Below are 16872 nucleotides of genomic sequence, written 5' to 3'. Positions count from 1 at the left end.
GGGTCGGCGCCGCGATCGCGCAGCCACCTCACTCCACCCCCGGCCCCCAGCAGAAATCCACCTTCAACCCGCCCAGCGCCGATCGCGACATCGCGATCGTGCCGCCGGTCGCCTCGGCCAGTTCGCGGGCGATCGCCAGGCCCAGGCCACTGCCCTCGTTCGCCTCGTCCAGCCGCCCGCCGCGCGCCAGCGCATCGCGCGCGTGTTCGGCGGCGATGCCGGGACCGTCGTCCTCGATGCTCACGCGCGCCCATTCCGGTCCGGCCGCCGCGCCGACGCGCACCTGGCGGCGGGCGTAACGCACCGCGTTTTCCAGCACCGCGCCGAGGATCTCGGACAAGTCATCGGGCTGGATCGCCAAACGCAGGCTGGCGGGGATGTCCAGGGTGAAGGCCAGCTCGCCGCCGCGATCGGTCTGCTCCAGCACGGTAAGCAGGCGCTCGACCGTGTCGCGCACGGCGGCATCGCCACCGGGCTGGCGACGGATCACCGCGATGCGCGCCCGCGCCAGCTCGGCCTCGACCGCCCGGCGCATCGCGGCGATCGCGCGATCCAGTCCTTCGGCGGCCTGCTCCGCGCCCGCCTCGCGCGCGCGCCGGCTCTGCGCCGCCATCGCCGACAGCGGCGTCTTCAGCCCGTGCGCCAGGTCGGCCGCGCGCTGGCGCGCCACCACCAGGTCGTGTTCGCGCGCGTCGGCCAGGGCGTTGATCGAGTCCAGCAGCGGCTGCACCTCGCGCAGGTGGGATTCGGGCAGGCGCGCGCTGGCACTGTCGCGCAACGCGGCCAATGCATGTCGCACGCGGCCCAGCGGCCGCAGGCCCAGCTGCACCTGCAGCCACGCGGCGGCGGACAGCACCAGCCACAACAGGCCGAGAAAGATCGCCAGCTCGCGCCCGAACTCGGCGCGCGCGGACAGCAGCGGCGCACTGTCCTGGGCCAGCTGGATCAGCACCGGGGCAGCGTGGTCGGCCAGCTCGATGCGCCGTTCGAGCAGCGCCACCGGCTGTCCGTAGGGGCCATCGACGCGTTGCATGCGCCAGTTCGCGGTGGCCGGAACCGGGCGACGCAGGTCCGCGTCCCACAGCGAGCGCGAGCGCAGCGTGCCGCCCGCCGCGGTGATCTCCCAGTAATAGCCGCCGGCCGGCGTCTCCAGCCGCGAATCCACCGGCGGCCGCTCGATCCGTGGCGCGCCATCGCGCTCGATCAACAGTCCCGCGACCAGGCGCAGGCCGTCGCGTGTCATCTCCGCCTGCAGTCGACGTTCCAGGTGGCGCTCGAACAGCAGCGTCATGAACAGCCAGGCCACCGCCAGCGCCAGCAGGATCGCCGCCATCGCACCGGCCAACAGGCGCCAGTGCAGCGAGCGGGTGATCACGCGCTGGTCTCCAGCAGATAACCGAAGCCGCGGCGGGTGGCGATGAGGTCGGCGCCGAACTTGCGCCGCAGCCGCGCCACGATCGCCTCGATCGCGTTGGTGTCGCCGTCCTCGGCTGCGCCGTACAGATGCTCGGCCAGTTCGCCGGCGGACACCGCGCGGCCGTCCTGGTGCGAGAGGTAATCCAGCAGGCGGAATTCCAGCGGCGACAACCGCGCCGGCGCACCGTCGAAGGTGGCGCTCATCCGCGTGGTGTCCAGCCGCAGCCGGCCGATCACGATGACGCTGGAAAGCCGACCCGCCCCGCGTCGCACCAGCGCGCGCACCCGCGCGATCAGCTCGCCCATCTCGAACGGCTTGGCCATGTAGTCGTCGGCGCCGGCCTCGATGCCCTCGACCTTCTCGGTCCAGTCGCCGCGGGCGGACACCACAATCACCGGGAACGCGCGGCCGGCCGCGCGCCAGCGCCGCAGCACCGACAGGCCATCCAGTTGCGGCAGGCCCAGATCCAGCACCGCCGCGTCGTAATCCTCCACGTCGCCCCGATACCACGCGCTCTCGCCATCGCCGGCGCGGTCGACGGTGAAGCCGGCCGCCTCGAGTGCACGCGCCAGGTCGGTCTGGATGTCGGGATCGTCCTCGACGACGAGACAGCGCATCAGTCGTCCTCGATCTCGCGAACCGTGCCGTTGCCCGCGTTCAACTTCACCTCGCGCACGCGGCCGTCGGCGGTGAGCACCTTCACCTCGTACTCCCAGCCGTGCTTGCCGTTGTCCAGCTCCACCTCGATCACGTCGCCCGCCACCTGCTGCTGCACGATGACCAGGATGCGGCTGAGCGGCAGGATCTCGCCCCGCTGCAGCAGCGCGCGGGCCTCGATGTGATCGTCGTGGTCGTGGTGATCGGCCATCGCGCGCGGCGACACGACCAGCGCCGACACCGCGAACAGCGCGATGGCCAGCGAGAAGGGAAGCGCGAGGCGGCGGTAGGTGCGGAGATTTTTCATGGGCAGATCCTGCGACAACCGCGCTGACAACAAGCTGACATCGGGCGTGGCGCGGATGTCAGCGACGCCGGCACAGACTGCGGGAAACTCCTGCGGATTGAAGTCTCCATGTCCATCGCTTCGCGTGCAAGCTGGTTCGTCCTGGCCGCCATCGCCGGGCTGTCGATCGCCGCCCGCGCCCAGGCGCAGCAATCGCCGGCCACGCGCGGCGGCGACGTCAGCGTCTATTCGCCCGCCGACTTCGCCGACAACGCGCCGGCCAATGCGTGGGACATGCTCTCGCGCCTGCCCGGCTTCGTCACCGTGGATGCCGACGAGGACGTGCGCGGCTATGCCGGCGCCCGCGGCAACGTGCTGATCGACGGCGCGCGCCCCACCAGCAAGCACGAGGACGCCAAGACCCTGCTCAAGCGCATCCCGGCCAGCGCGGTGGCGCGCATCGAACTGATCCGCGGCGGCGTGCCCGGCATCGACATGGCCGGCTACGCCCTGCTCGCCAACGTGGTGCGCCGGCACGAAGCCACCAGCCAGTCCGCCATCGAGGCCGGCATGATGGCCGCCACCGACGGCTGGCTCGCCCCGAAAGGCCAGTGGGAATACGGCCGCCGCTGGGACGGCCACGCGCTGGAGCTGGCCGCGAAGCTCGATCCCGAACTGGACGACGACAGCGGCCGCGGCCACATCGACACCTTCTCGCCCGACGGCACGCGGCAGCAGCGCGAGCGGCTGGACACCCGCACCATCAAGAACAAGGCCGAAGCCAGCGCCAGCTGGCGCCAACCGCTGGCCGGCGGCCAACTCACCCTCACCGGCGCCGCCCGCGGCGAACGCGCGCGCACCGACACCCGCATCGACGCGCTGGCGCCTGACGATGGCAGCGAGCGCGTGCACGAAGACGAGAACACCGACGAAGCCGAAGCCGGCGCCCGCTACGTGCGCGAGTTCGGCGAACGCACGCGGCTGGAACTGATGGCCACCCGCCACCAGGCCTGGCTGGACGATCGCGAGCGCTCGCACGAAGACGACGAAGACGAAACCTTCGACGAGCACACCCGCACCGGTGAAAGCATCGGCCGCATCGACCTCACCCACGCCTGGTCCGATGCGCTCAGCTTCAACGGCTCGTTCGAAGGCGCGCGCAACACCCTGCGCAGCAGCACCCACCTGCAGCAGGACGGCGTCGACATCGCCCTGCCCGGCTCCGACGTGCAGATCGAGGAGCGCCGCAGCGAAGCCGCCGCCGGCGCCACCTGGAAACCCGCGCCGGGCTGGATGCTCGACGCCGACCTGCGGCTGGAGCAATCCACCATCGCACAAACCGGCGACTCGCCGCGCCAGCGCCACTTCAGCTACCCCAAGCCGCGCCTGTCCGTGCAATGGGACGTGGACGCCAACGACCAGCTGCGCCTGGCGCTGTCGCGCGAAGTCGGCCAGCTCGACTTCGAGGACTTCGTCGCCTCCGCCTCGCTGGAAACCGACCGCATCAGCGCCGGCAACGCCGAACTGAAACCCGACCGCACCTGGCGCAGCGCCCTCACCTGGGAACACCAGCTCTGGCGCGACGCCGCCTTCACCGCGAGCTGGACCCACGAGCGCATCAGCGACGTGGTCGACCGCGTACTGGTGATCACCGACGACGACATCTTCGACGCCCCCGGCAACATCGGCGACGGCCGTCGCGACACCCTGGCGCTGGACGTCTCGCTGCCGCTCGACGGCATCGGCTTCCAAGGCGGCCGCCTCACCTCATCGATGCAATGGCGCCGCAGCCGCGTCACCGACCCCACCACCGGCCGCCCCCGCCCCATCTCCGAAGAAAAGCCCGTCGAAGGCAGCATCGAACTCACCCAGGACCTGCCCACTCTGCGCACCCACTGGGGCATCGAACTCGAACACATCGCCGAACGCAAGACCGAATACCGCTACGACGAGATCAAGCGCGAATCCGAAGGCATGGGTTGGACCGTGTTCGTCGAACGCGAACTGGGCACGCAGTGGCGCGTGCGCGCCGAGGCGACCGATCTGTTCGGGCGCGGGTTCAGGGAGACGCGGGAAAAGTACGACGGGCCGCGCTCGATCGAACCGCTGGAGGAGATCGAGCGGAGGCGGAGGCGATCACCGGGGTTTGTGAGTTTGACGTTTCGGCGGAGTGTGGGGGGTTAGGGGCACGCGATTCCGGGGGCCTGTTTTCAACCCACTGGGAAGTGCACTCGCCCATCCTTCTCGTTGACCGAGTGAAAACCACAGTTTACACTTGAGCCATGTTCGAACTGGTCAAGTCCGCCACCTTCGACACTTGGCTTCGGGGCCTACGCGATGCTCGGGCCAGGGCTCGCATCGCGGCGCGACTGGATCGCGTGGCTTATGGGAACTTCGGTGATGTCAAACCGGTTGGCCATGGCATCAGCGAATTGCGGATCGACTACGGACCCGGCTATCGGGTGTACTTCATCCAGCGCGGCTCGGTACTTGTCGTGGTCCTGGCAGGTGGTGACAAGCGCACCCAGCACGCGGACATCCAGACGGCCCGACGCATTGCATCCGATTGGGAGCGCGAATCATGAAAGGTGTACGAGAGAATTTTTCCCGTTACGACACCGCCGATTACCTGAAGACCGAGGCCGACATCGCGGCCTATCTCGAAGCCTGCGCAGAGGAAGCGCCCAACGATGCGGCCTTCATGCTCAAAGCCCTGGGTACGGTGGCACGTGCACGGAACATGAGCCAGCTGGCCGAAGCCACCGGCATGACCCGTGCGGGTCTCTACAAGGCGTTGTCGGGCGAGGGCAACCCCAGTCTGGCCAATACGATGAAAGTCGCCAAGGCGCTGGGGTATCGGCTGGCCTTGGTGCCGGATCACGATTGATCCCGGACAATCGGTAGCCCGGGCCCAGTCGATGGCGGTATTCGCCGATGCCGTCGAACCACTCACGCTGGAGATCTTGCCCATCTCCATCCGCAACACCGCGATGGCCACCTTGGCCGCAGCCTGCACGTGCAGGCTGTCGAACCGCGGGTGTTCGTGATTGACATGGCGATATCCGTCAGCGCCGGAAGACGCGGTGTCGCCATTCGATCGTGCCGTCGTCGGGATGGCAGGTGACCGGCTCCGCCGGCTCCAGCGTCCCGTCGGTCGCCGCGAAGAGCCCGGGCCGGGCCGGCTTCAGAACGAGGTGCCGTGCGCCGATGTCGGCCGTCACTTCGCCGGACGCCGTGCCCACGATCATCGGGCCGAACAAGGCGTTGCGGAAGGTTCCACTGCAGGCTTCCAGTTCTTCCTTGCCGGGCGTCCACGACCAGCCTCCCCAGGACGGATCGGCACGCGATCCGGCCATGGCGCGTGCGCGTTTATCGACGGTCTTGGCCAGACGTGACGGAAAAGCCGCCACCACCGCATCGAGCCGCGCGGCTTCTCCATCCTGCCCCGTGGCCAGGCCGATGAACGCCTTCATGACCTCGAGCTCAAAGCCTTCCATCGCGCTATCGCTGTTCACCACCAGCGCAAGGCCGGCATGCGCGGATGGCACCAGTACCGTGACGGAAACCGTGCCCACGTAGCTGCCCGGGTGCATCAACGCCTGCTGGCCCTTGTAGCTGCAGCTGTACCAGCCCAGGCTGTAACCGTCGCAGTTGATCTGGCCATCGGACATGTGCGCGACGGCGACGGGTTGCTGGGCGCGCGCGAAATCGGAGGGCTCAAGCGCCCCACCGGCGCCGGCGGACCCCAGGTTCGCCTGCATCCAGGTCGCCATGGCTTTTCCGGACGCGAACAGGCCACCCGCGGCGTGCATCAACGCGTCCGGCTTGGGCGCAAGCGCGTGCCACGCCTTTCCATCCCACTGATGGTTCCATGCGAAGCGTCCGGGCGACATGCGCGATGGTCGCGAGGTGATGCCGTGGTCCAGCCGCAGTGGCTGCAACACTTCCGCGTCCAGCCAATCGTGCCAGTTGCGGCCGGTACGCGTTTCGAGTGCCGCGCCATAGATCAGGTCACCCAGATTGGCGTAACGGAAGCCCGGGTCGCGTGTACTGGTTTCGGTTTCCAGCCAGTGCGGATACTCCGCGGCCGGAATATCGCGCACGTAGGCCGTGACGTTGTTGAGCGTGTCGGTGGTCAGCCCCTCCTGGTGCGACAGAAGATCGGCCATGGTGATGCGGTGCGGGTCTGCCGGTGCCGGCAGACGCAGCTGCGGCCAGATCCCGGACAGCGTGGTGTCGAGTGGCAGTACGCCCTTCCGGTCGAGCACCGCTCCGAGCAGGCCCATGAACGACTTGGTCTGCGAGGCCATGTAGAACAGCGTGTCGGCGTCGGCCTCGGCAGCCTGATCCGCCTTCAGCCGGCCACGGATATGTATCCAGGGCGCCGCGTTGCCCTGCACGATCACCGCGGAAACCGCAGGGTATGCGCCAGGCACGGCCTGCAACTTGTCGACGGCCTGCTGGATGGGGTCGGTCAACTCGGTCGAGACCTTGACCGGCGCAACGGTCCCCTGCGTTGCCAGAACGGGATGGGCAAGCGCAGATCCCAAAACGATCATGAAGGCTGTGACTGGACGAAGCATGGCAGGAACCTGTGTGAGCGAAGTCAATGCCATGGATACGTCTTGCGACAAGGCAGTTGCATTTTCCTGGCGGCACGCTGCTTGAATCCGACCTTGCATGGCTGTCGGCAAGAGCGGGGTCAGGTTCCTCCAGGTTCGGCTGGCAGTGAACCCTGCTCCGTTTTGCAACGGAGTAGCTTGTACGTCCGTGTGCAGTGCGTAGCGTTGCGCTGTCCAGCGAGGCAAACGCTCAGGAGTACAGGCAATGACCGCATCGACGCCCGCCCCCTCACCTCTCGTCCGTCCATTCACCGTCGCGATCCCGGATGCCGAGATCAGCGACTTGAAGCAACGACTGGCCAGAACGCGTTGGCCGGCTCCGGAAACCGTCGCCGACTGGTCGCAAGGTGTCCGCCTGGACCATGCAAAATCCCTCATCGACTACTGGGAGCACGAGTACGACTGGCGCCGATTCGAATCCGAGCTCAATCGTTTCCCCCAATTCCTGACCGCGATCGACGGGCTGGATATTCACTTCATCCACGTCAAGTCGAAAAGCCCGAATGCGATGCCGCTCATCCTGACGCACGGGTGGCCCGGCTCGATCGTCGAGTTCCTGAAAGTGATTGGTCCACTGACCGATCCGGAGGCGTTCGGCGGAAGCGTCGACGATGCATTCGACGTCGTCATCCCGTCACTGCCCGGCTTCGGGTTTTCCCAAAAGCCGGCCGAAGCGGGCTGGACGGTCTCGCGTATCGCCGCCGCGTGGGTGGAACTCATGAAGCGTCTTGGCTATGCGAAATGGGCCGCGCAAGGCGGTGATTGGGGTGCCGTCGTCACCTCTGCCCTAGGGGCCATGCGGCCCGACGGGCTGCTCGGCATCCACTTGAACAGCCAGTACGCCTTTCCCGCGCAGATACCCGACACGCTGTCACCCGAAGAGCAATACGCCGTGGACAGCCTGGCCCTGTACAACGGCGACATGGGTGGCGCAAATCACCTTCAGGGCACGAAGCCGGCGACCATCGGATTCGCCCTGGCGGACTCGCCGGCGGGCCAGGCGGCCTGGATCTACGACAAGTTCCAAGCCAAGACCGACAACCACGGATTCGCCGAGGACGCCCTCGGCATCGATGAGATCCTGGACGCGATATCGCTCTACTGGTTCACGAACACGGCCGCGTCGTCCGCGCGCATCTACTGGGAGAACAAGGCCGGCAGCATGGCCGGCCCCAAACTGACGCTGCCGGTCGCGGTGACCGTGTTCCCCCGCGACATCCCGCGCCTGCCCCGAAGCTGGATCGAAGACACCTACACCCACTTGATCCACTACGGCGAGGCCGACAAGGGCGGACACTACGCCGCCTTCGAACAGCCCGAGATCCTGGTCAGCGAAATCCGTACCGGCCTGAGAAGCCTCCGCTGGAATGCCGATCGATGGCTGCGTAAAGTGACATGGCTGCCTCCTGTCGCTGGGCGACGTTGAAACCGTGGTAGTTCCAACGTACCGCCAAGCACGGGGGGCGGCAGCATGACTATTCAGGTTCATTTTTCTGCGCTGGTAAATGAACCCGACCCCTTTATTTTGGTTCGTGCCCCTATTGATCTGCTGCTAATCTTTCGCGTCGGATCATGGCAACAGGGGAAGCGACTTGAACGGAATGCGATTCGTGGCACTGGCGTGCCTGTTGTGTGCCACCACGGCCTGCCAGCGGTTCGCTGCACCCGAAGATCGCATCAACTCCGCCGTGCCAGTGGCCATGGAATCGGTCGACGCCAAGCAGGCCTTCGACGAATTTGCCCATGCCCAATCCTTCGATGCCGGACGCATCGACGACGCATTCCATGCCCGGCTCAAGATGCGCGCGCTTGAGTGCGCGCACGGCTATTCGCCTTCGTGGCTGCAGAGCGAAAAGCACGTTCGCGCCCAGTTGACCGATACGACCTGCTTCGAGAAGTTCGACCGTTCGCTGACCCAGTGGATCGGCCTGCGTCACGCCGGCCTGTTGCTGGCCGCACCGCCGCTGCGCCCGATCCCGGCGCAGCCCGCACCCTACCTGGTCGCCAGTGAGCGGATTTCCGAAGGCAGCTTCGCCCGCCACGCCGGCATCGCAATCCTGCACACCAGCACGCAGCACGAGGTGTTCGACCTCGGCAGCGGCGAGCGCCTGCAGAAGATCGCGCGCAAAGGTCGCACCTTCGTGGTCGACATTTCCGACAATGGGCGCCTGCTCAGCCTCAACCAGGACCAATCCGTCGTCGTGGTGGATCTGGAGCGCGGCAAGCCGCTGCTGCGTCTTGAGCACGTGCGCAGCCAACACTTGTTCTGGGTCGGTCAGGCCGGTGCGGTATACGTTCCCGAGGGCGAGCGCGCACCGTTGTTTGTGGACCTGCTCAATGGCCGCGAAAGTCGAATCCCCACGAGCATGAACCAAGTAAACGCGCTTGCTCCCACGCCCGTGCCCGGTCGCTATGCGCTGCTCGGCTTCACCCGTCACGCGGCGCTGGACATACACCGGGACGCACAGGGCTGGAAGGCCACGCTGGCCACGGAGGTCGAACCTGCGCAGATTGTCGGCCATTGGTCGCGCAACAACCTCAATGCCGATACCAGCACCTACCTGGGCCAACAAAACGGTCTGGCTCTGCTGGACCTGCGCACTCTGGAAGTACGCAAGCCCGATCTCAAGCCGCTCATGATCGGCATGGTCGTGCCTACGCCCGATCCCGACACGACCTACCTGTTCGGCCACTACCGCTCAGCCACCGGGATCGAGTACCAGGCGCTGCTGTATTCGGCGAGCAGGGATACCTTGGCGCCCGTACAGATCAGCAAGCGGTTGTCCTCCACTCTGACCTACATTCCCTCCATCAAGCGCAACGCGTTGCGTGATGACTTCAAGCTCACGCTGCTGGATGCGCTGCAGACCAGCCAGGCCCCGATCAATGCAGATCTCTATCTGCGGCAGCTGCCGGCAGTCGACACGGGTTCATAGGCAGGTTGGCCACGCCCCTATCAAGGCGTTGCCTTGACCCATTAATCCCGTTCTGCCTGCTTTAGTCAGGCGGCGCGAACCTTGATGGTTCCGGCGCAGCACATCGAAGATGGCGGCCTGGTTGTCCATGCTCGGGTTACCCGCGGCGGACAGCATGCGATGCAGGCTCTTGCCGGGGCGCTCGGTGGCCGCGGCCAGCCCTTCGAAGCCCACGGTGGCATTGACCAGGTCACGTAGAATCACGCGAGCCATCGCCGGATCGCCATTGAGAAACAACGACCCAGCCTCGTCCAACAAGGCCCGCGCAAACGCCGGCTCGCGCCGCACGCGCTCCACCACGGTTGGCTGGAAGTCTCTCGTCAGTGGCATGCTGAAAAGTCGACTCTGACCCGGGTTTCTGACCCGGGTTTCCCCCATTAATCAATTTCTACAGCACCGTGTTCAGACGCTCGAAAAGCCGTTCAAAGCGCGCCATTTCATCAGGCTTCAGCGAGGCCGCCGAAAGCGACGACAAGATGGCTTGCGCGACACGGTAGTGGTTGAAACCGCCGTCCTTCAGGAGTGTGATCCCGTTAGCCTTGAGCCATTGGTTGATGCGTTCGATCATGCGCGGATGTGTGCCGAGATCACTAATCTTCACCGTCTTGCCATTCAGTTCCTTGGCATAGGCTTGATTAAACGCGGTGATATAGGCGTTCGCTGGCAGTAAGTCTTCCATGTCAGCCTCGCTCGGAAGCGGGTCAAGAAACATGGAGAAATCGAGGACTCGTTTGCGCTCGATGAGTTTTTGCCGAATCAAGTCTTCCAGCTTTTGGGGCGGCGCGCCTGCGCGGTCGTGCAGCACCACGAGCTTAAGCTTGTTCGAGCCGAGTAGTGCGACGAAAGTGGCCAGCTTGTCTAAACCGCCGACCGGCACCAAGATCGCGTCGCCTAGGCCTTGCTTGCCTTCAGCTTCCAGTATCGCGCTCATGTGATGCAGCAGAATCAGGTCGGCCGGGCCTTCGACCAGGATGTTCTTCTTGGCAATGAATAGGTTCTGCGCTATGGAGTAGCCGAGTGCGGCTTGCAGTGGGAACAAACTTTCGTCAGAAGAACCGGCTAGGTCGCCTGTAATCTTCGTCCCTTCCTTGACGCGATCCTCGACCACGCGCACGTCCTCAAGGCGTGCGCTGTCCACCATGAAAGGCGAATGTGTAGTGAAGATGATCTGGTGATGGTCTGACAGATCACGGATGTAGGCCAAAAAGTCGGCCTGAGCTAGTGCGTGCAGGCTCAGACCGGGCTCGTCCAGCAACAGGATTAGGTCATCCTTCGTCTCCGCCCGCGACTGTACTGCGTCGAACCAGACAAGGAAGCTGAAGAACCAGATGAAGCCTTTGCTACGCTGGTCGAACGGCACTGTGACCCCGTGTCGGCGATTCTTGATACGAATGTAGAGGTTGACGCCGTTGTTGTAGGGTGCCGCGTCCTTGGCATCACTCTTGAGATCGAACTCCACATCCAAATCTTGGTTCTGTTTCCAGAACTCAAAAACCTTCTGCGTGATGTTCAGTCCGATGGCTTCGAGCTTGGCCTTCCCTGTCTCATAGCCTTCGTCGCTCATCAGCTCCGGCAGTGTTGTGCCGGCAAGTTGCAGCAGCCCTTGCGCCGTCTCGTCGGCATCCGTCAGTTGCTTCTGCGTTTCTCGCGCTTGTAATGACGGTAGGTTGATCTTGCCCTCTAAAAGCTTGTAGTCGTCGAAGTAGAGAAAATTTGGAAGCACCGGTTGCAGGAAGGTAGTCCAGATGTGGCCTTTGACCAGGTCCCAGCTTGTGTCCTTGATTGCCCGAGCGCGCCATTGCGATGCGAACGTGGCCAGCCTGCTATCGGCACCCAAGTCCAACCCTTCGATCTTCGTCAGCACGTCCGCCAGTGACGCTGCACCAGCGAAGACCTCGTCTTTGTGTTCCAAGTTGCCGAAAGGCTTTTGTAGAGCTGCAAGGGCCGCCTTCTGATCGATCTGAAACCCGATGCTGTTCGTGTTACCAACCGTAGTCACACGCGTAAATGTGTCACCAGCGGAGACGACTTCTGCACCACCGAAGACCTCTTTGTTGATCCTGTCGGCCAGCATCTTTTCGATACGAAAGGTCAGTTCAACCGTCTTTTGATAGGTCTTGGCTTCGTGCTGCGGGCGATATCGGATCAGATCTTTGCGTGGGTAGTCGGAGATGTAATCAAATTCAATATCGTCTAGCGGCTTGGCCTTGTGTAGTGCTTCCAGAAACGCCGTCTTGCCGGACTCGTTCTTGCCGACCAGAACCGTAACGGCGTCGGCCACCGCTACCGGCGTCGAATCTTCAATGGACTTGTATTTCCAGACCTGTGCTTTGACGAGGGTAAGCATTGTCGTTTCCTTTCCTTGTCGTTGTCGACGTTTTAACTTGTCACGGGTGAGTCTAATGACAATCCAACTGGGCAACACCAGCTTGTGCGAAAGCATTTCCGGAAACGCTGTTCAATATGGCCCGAATCCGCAGTTAGCTTTGCCTGCCCAAGTAGACACGCATCACGCGAAACATTCGCGACGTCTCAGAATAAAGCATCGCCAAGTCTGCGTTGCCAATGGCTATGGGGCGCGCGTGCATGGTGGCAATGCGGAGTGGCCCCAACCGTCGGAGTGACTCCAAGACATCCTCCTTGCGATGAAATAGGGATTTGAACACCTTGTTCCAGTTGTCACGCATGTCGATGATTTTCAAGTAGTCACTGAAGTCAGCGAAATCAATGAGCGGCAAGTCCGACTGTTCGTCGACGTCGCCTTGTGCCCTCTTTTTTCCCCATGCTTCATAGGTCTCGGAAGGTAGCCGCTGACGGGGCCAGTCCTCGCCGAACTCTCTGACCATGACCGCATGTATGAACCGACGTAGGCAAAGCTCGAACCGCAGCAGTGCTCCATAGGCAACCTGAGCCCGACCAAGGGCGAACTCGTCACCTACCGCGGGAAGCATCTCGGAAGGCATGTCAAACAACGTGAACAGAGCTTTCGTTTCAATCGTGAGGCCAGTGGCCTCTGTCAACTGGTCAAAAACCGGTTCCGGAAAGCCAATAATCTCAGGATCAAGGCCGCGATCAACATACAAATCGGCGCGATCACCTGCATCCTGATATGCAGCTTCGGGTGGTTCGATCTCCTCCCGCCAATCTCCTAATATCTCGCGAATGCGTTCGGAAGTTGAGCGATCGAATGGGTTGAGGATGCTTGCTGCGTGCCCCAAGCGCTGCAGCTCGAAGAGTCCGGCGATCGAGCTATTCGCATTATTGAGGTCCAGCCACGGCGTGCGCAGATCCTTGGCGAGGTGTTGAACGCTGGCCAAGGCTGTAGAGAGGGCATTGACGCGGGACAACGGGTCCGATCGTTGATCTTGAAAATCAGAGATGTAGGCCGCGAGCGCACTGGACGCTGGGATTGCAAAGTTGGCCGTTTGCGCCAGAGCTTCGCGAGCCATGCGTAATGGCTCGAGCCGGCGGTAAGTGGCCATCAGGTCTTCCGCCATCGCGGCATTGGCGCTCGTGCCCAGCATGTCCTGCAATCGCGACACGCTGCGTAATGCCGCGTGTTGACGGAGCACGTCACGAGGCGCCGTTGTTTGTCCGTTGATCAAATCCAGTTGCTTAAGGAGGTCATGTTGGGGCATCGCCAACTGACGACGCATCTTGGCGAATTCAAGTGCAGCCTGGGCGCCGGGAGACATTTCGTGACGCAGGCCCGCCAACCCATAGCTGGCCTGAAGTTCCTTTATGAGGTCGGGATTCATGATGACGACAGGTGGAGGGGCATGGCTATATACCGTAGACCAATCTCAGAGCCCGCGTCAGAGTGCACTTTCAAGTGAGATGAAGCATCCATCCGACGCCGAGAGCCGTTAGCTCTCGCAACTGCGAAGCGGTTGCGCACCGAGTGCGGGCCAGGATGGCCCGTTGCTCTACCCGGAGCCCCTGTGCGGCGGTGAGTCGGGGTCGACAGGCCGCGTAGCGGGAGTCGACAGGAGGTCGACTCCTTTTCGCCAGCACAGGGATGTGCTGTCGAAAAGCCCGGCCCCGACTCACGGACTTGCCGCCCATGGATGGGCGGCAAGCGCCAAGCGGGGTGGCCTTTCTCTTTGGTTATCTTTCTCTTTGGCCACGCAAAGAGAAAGTAACTCGGCTGCCGCAGGCAGACGAAAGCTCTTGCTCTGGGGCCGCACATAAGAGCAAAAGCGTCGCGACTGAAGCCGCTCCTACAAATGCTCAGGGCAAGAGCAAAGGCATCGCGCACAGGGTGCGCTCCTACAAGTGCGCGACGCATCGAGTTGCCTCGATGCTGCTGAAGTGCGCTTCGCACGAAGCTAGGCTTCGCCCAGCAGCTCCACCAGCCGCGCCTCACACGCCGACAAATCATGCCCCCGCCGCTGTGAAACCACGAACGTCAGCGAGCGGATATGCCACGCGCGCCGCTCGAGTTCGACGAGCTCCCCGCTCACCAGATCCTCAGCCACAAGATGCCGCGGCAAGTGCCCCCACCCCAGGCCGGCTTTCAGCAAATCCCGCTTGGCACCGAGATCATTGACCAGCCACTGGCGCTTGCCGGCAACGCCCTCCTGGGTCTTGTCCGCGCCGGGCTGGTTGTCGGTGACGATGATCTGGGTGTAGCGGCCGAACTCGTCCACGGGGATGGGTTTGGGAGTTGAGGCGAGCGGATAGGTCGGCGCGCAGACCGTCACCATCTCTTCCTCGCGCAACCAGTGGCGTTCGATGGCTTGCGGGTTCACTTCCGGCACGTCGTTGATGGTGACGGCCAGGGCGCACACTTTTTCCAGCACCAGCTTTTCGCCGCCCTGCATGGTGGTGATGCGCAGGTTGATCGCGGCGGTGGGGCATTCTTCCTGCAGTGTGCGCAGGCAGTCGATCAGGTGGACGCGCGAAAAGTAGGCATCGACCGCCACCGACACCTGCGGCACGCCGGCCTTGGCGATGGAGCCGGCGCGGTTCTTCATTTCCTCCGTGCGCGAGATCACCGCCCGCGCGTCCGGCAAGAGGCTGCGCCCCGCCGCGGTGAGCTGCGCCTTGCGCGTGTTGCGCTCGAACAGCTCGACGTCGAATGCGCTTTCCAGCGCCTTGATCGCGTGGCTGATGGCCGACTGCGCCCGCGCGAGCTTGCGCGCCGCGCCCGAGAAGCTGCCCTGGTCGCACACCGCCACGAACGCGCGCAGCTGGTTGATGGTCACGTTGTCGAGCATCAGCTATCCAGAAAATAGATCGTATTGAGCGATGTTTCGTCAATTGTGTTGATGCGTCAAGCGACCCAGATTGGTTGGGCAACCGGTTCGAATCGCTCGGCACGCTCAAGTCACTGGATCCACGCCTTCGCGGGGATGACGGCGACAAGGCAAGCGCCATTCGGGCCAGACCACTCCATCTCCATACTGAAAAGGACAATGTCATGAGCTACGCCATCATCGGTTTCGGTTCCATCGGCCAGGCCCTCGCCCGCGCGTTCGCCCGCAACGACATCGAAGTCACGGTTGCCAGTCGGCGGCCGCCCGAAGCCCTGTTGCCGCAGGCGCAGGCGATCGGGCCCAAGGTCATCCCCAGGACATTGCAGGAAGCGGTCAAGGCGGACGTGATCATCCTGGCGGTGCTGTTCGAGGGACATCAGGACATCGGCAAGCTGCTTCCGGACTGGAAGGGCAAGACGATCATCGACGCGATGAATACGAATGACCCGGTCGAAACGCTCGACAACCTCCCCTCTTCCGCCTTCGCCGCCAGGTCGTTCCCCGGCGCCAGGTTCGTCAAGGGCTTCAATCACCTGCTGTCGCGCACCCTAGCCACCGACCCCAAGGTCCAGGGCGGCCACCGGGTGGTGTTCCTGTCGAGCGACGACGAAGCGGCCACCGCGCAAGTGGCGGACCTTGCGAAGCGACTCGGCTTCGCCCCCGTCAACCTCGGCAAGTTCGACGAGGGCGGCACCCTGGTGCAGGCACGCGGTCGCGTCTGGGGCCCGCTGATTTTCCAGGACCTGTTCAAGCAGCAGCCCTGAACGCGCACGGCCATCGCGACAAGGATCGCGATCGGCGCGCCATCCCCATCACTGCTTCGGCAGTGGCAACCTCTCCCACCAAGGATTCATGACATGAGCAAGTTGAATGGAAAGACCGCCGTCATCACCGGCGGCGCTACAGGTATCGGCTTCGCGGCAGCAGAGCGCTTCATCGAGGAAGGCGCCTTCGTCTTCATCTACGGCCGTCGGCAGGAAGCGCTCGACGCCGCGGTGACCAAGCTCGGCCCCAACGCCCGCGCGGTGAAGGGTTCGGTATCCGACCCGGCCGACCTCGACCGGCTTTACGCGGCGGTGAAGGCCGAACGCGGAACGCTCGATATCGTGTTCGCCAACGCCGGGACCGGCGGCCTGCTTCCGCTGGGGCAGATCACCGCCGAGCACATCGACGAAACCTTCGACACCAACGTGAAAGGCACGATCTTCACGGTACAGAAGGCGCTGCCGCTGATGGGCCCGGGCGGCTCGATCATCCTCACCGGATCGAGCGCCGGCACCACCGGCGCCCCGGCCTTCGGCGTCTACAGCGCGAGCAAGGCCGCCGTGCGCAACCTCGCCAAGACCTTTGCGGAGGACCTGAAGGGCACCGGCATCCGGGTCAACGTGCTGTCGCCCGGACCGACCGCAACCGAACTGGCGAAGGCCGCGGTGGGCGAGGAAGGCCTGAAGGCGTTCGCCTCGATGAACCCGCTGCAGCGCATGGCCGAACCGGCGGAGATCGGAGCGGCGGCCGCCTTTCTGGCGTCATCGGACAGCAGCTTCATGACCGCCAGCGAGCTTGCCGTCGACGGCGGGCTCGCGCAGATCTGACGCGTTGCGTATGGCCGGGTGCTCCTTCCGATGGGTCGGAGCGCCTTGTCGATTGCCCGGTGGCC

The 16872-nt window shown here is 64.1% G+C and carries 15 protein-coding genes; 7 read left to right on the top strand and 8 right to left on the bottom strand.

The window, feature by feature from the left end:
• Positions 1-28 precede the first annotated feature (28 nt).
• The 3 genes from AC3A56_RS10905 to AC3A56_RS10895 are packed head-to-tail and all read right to left on the bottom strand — an operon-like array spanning position 29 to position 2381.
• Positions 29-1375: a sensor histidine kinase gene (locus tag AC3A56_RS10905; RefSeq protein ID WP_487770346.1), complete on the bottom strand. Its 1347-nt coding sequence runs from the start codon at positions 1373-1375 to the stop codon at positions 29-31.
• Positions 1372-2034, bottom strand: a complete 663-nt coding sequence (locus AC3A56_RS10900) for a response regulator transcription factor (RefSeq protein ID WP_056717781.1) — start codon at positions 2032-2034, stop codon at positions 1372-1374. The genes AC3A56_RS10905 and AC3A56_RS10900 overlap by 4 nt, the downstream gene beginning before the upstream one ends.
• Positions 2034-2381, bottom strand: coding sequence for a PepSY domain-containing protein (locus AC3A56_RS10895; protein WP_056717782.1), 348 nt, complete (start codon positions 2379-2381; stop codon positions 2034-2036). The genes AC3A56_RS10900 and AC3A56_RS10895 overlap by 1 nt, the downstream gene beginning before the upstream one ends.
• Positions 2382-2489: 108 nt before the next feature.
• Here AC3A56_RS10895 and AC3A56_RS10890 point away from each other — a divergent pair, with 108 nt between their 5' ends.
• From AC3A56_RS10890 to AC3A56_RS10880, 3 genes are all read left to right on the top strand, one after another.
• On the top strand, positions 2490-4544 hold the full coding sequence (locus AC3A56_RS10890) for a TonB-dependent receptor plug domain-containing protein (protein WP_487770345.1): 2055 nt from the start codon (positions 2490-2492) through the stop codon (positions 4542-4544).
• Positions 4545-4642: 98 nt separating this feature from the next.
• Complete coding sequence (locus AC3A56_RS10885; RefSeq protein WP_056717784.1) at positions 4643-4945, top strand: type II toxin-antitoxin system RelE/ParE family toxin; 303 nt, start codon at positions 4643-4645, stop codon at positions 4943-4945.
• Complete coding sequence (locus AC3A56_RS10880) at positions 4942-5247, top strand: addiction module antidote protein (RefSeq protein WP_056717785.1); 306 nt, start codon at positions 4942-4944, stop codon at positions 5245-5247. The genes AC3A56_RS10885 and AC3A56_RS10880 overlap by 4 nt, the downstream gene beginning before the upstream one ends.
• A gap of 178 nt (positions 5248-5425) precedes the next feature.
• On the opposite strand, the gene AC3A56_RS10875 is transcribed toward AC3A56_RS10880, so the two are convergent.
• Positions 5426-6943: a serine hydrolase domain-containing protein gene (locus tag AC3A56_RS10875; RefSeq protein WP_487770344.1), complete on the bottom strand. Its 1518-nt coding sequence runs from the start codon at positions 6941-6943 to the stop codon at positions 5426-5428.
• A gap of 244 nt (positions 6944-7187) precedes the next feature.
• On the opposite strand from AC3A56_RS10875, the gene AC3A56_RS10870 reads away from it, so the two are divergent.
• Complete coding sequence (locus AC3A56_RS10870; RefSeq protein WP_487770343.1) at positions 7188-8408, top strand: epoxide hydrolase family protein; 1221 nt, start codon at positions 7188-7190, stop codon at positions 8406-8408.
• A 166-nt stretch (positions 8409-8574) separates the two neighbouring features.
• On the top strand, positions 8575-9918 hold the full coding sequence (locus AC3A56_RS10865) for a hypothetical protein (protein WP_487770342.1): 1344 nt from the start codon (positions 8575-8577) through the stop codon (positions 9916-9918).
• Here AC3A56_RS10865 and AC3A56_RS10860 read toward each other — a convergent pair.
• From AC3A56_RS10860 to AC3A56_RS10845, 4 genes are all read right to left on the bottom strand, one after another.
• Positions 9913-10287 carry a helix-turn-helix domain-containing transcriptional regulator gene (locus AC3A56_RS10860; protein WP_487770341.1) on the bottom strand — a complete coding sequence of 125 codons (375 nt, stop codon included), beginning with the start codon at positions 10285-10287 and terminating at the stop codon, positions 9913-9915. The genes AC3A56_RS10865 and AC3A56_RS10860 overlap by 6 nt on opposite strands.
• 58 nt (positions 10288-10345) lie before the next feature.
• Positions 10346-12304, bottom strand: coding sequence for an AAA family ATPase (locus tag AC3A56_RS10855; protein ID WP_487770340.1), 1959 nt, complete (start codon positions 12302-12304; stop codon positions 10346-10348).
• Between the two features lie 133 nt (positions 12305-12437).
• Positions 12438-13715 carry a hypothetical protein gene (locus AC3A56_RS10850; RefSeq protein ID WP_487770339.1) on the bottom strand — a complete coding sequence of 426 codons (1278 nt, stop codon included), beginning with the start codon at positions 13713-13715 and terminating at the stop codon, positions 12438-12440.
• 570 nt (positions 13716-14285) lie between these two features.
• Entirely contained in the window at positions 14286-15176 is an 891-nt protein-coding gene (locus AC3A56_RS10845; RefSeq protein WP_487770338.1) for a LysR family transcriptional regulator, read from the bottom strand.
• A gap of 74 nt (positions 15177-15250) precedes the next feature.
• Between AC3A56_RS10845 and AC3A56_RS10840 the strand changes: the two genes are divergently transcribed.
• Positions 15251-15979, top strand: a complete 729-nt coding sequence (locus AC3A56_RS10840) for an NADPH-dependent F420 reductase (RefSeq protein ID WP_487770337.1) — start codon at positions 15251-15253, stop codon at positions 15977-15979.
• 93 nt (positions 15980-16072) lie between these two features.
• Positions 16073-16807: an SDR family NAD(P)-dependent oxidoreductase gene (locus AC3A56_RS10835; protein ID WP_487770336.1), complete on the top strand. Its 735-nt coding sequence runs from the start codon at positions 16073-16075 to the stop codon at positions 16805-16807.
• The last annotated feature ends 65 nt before the right edge of the window (positions 16808-16872 follow it).

The organism is Rhodanobacter sp. Soil_C_14 (assembly GCF_057657335.1).
The sequence above is the reverse complement of the archived record's forward strand: the minus strand, read 5'-3'. Positions and strand labels throughout refer to the sequence as shown.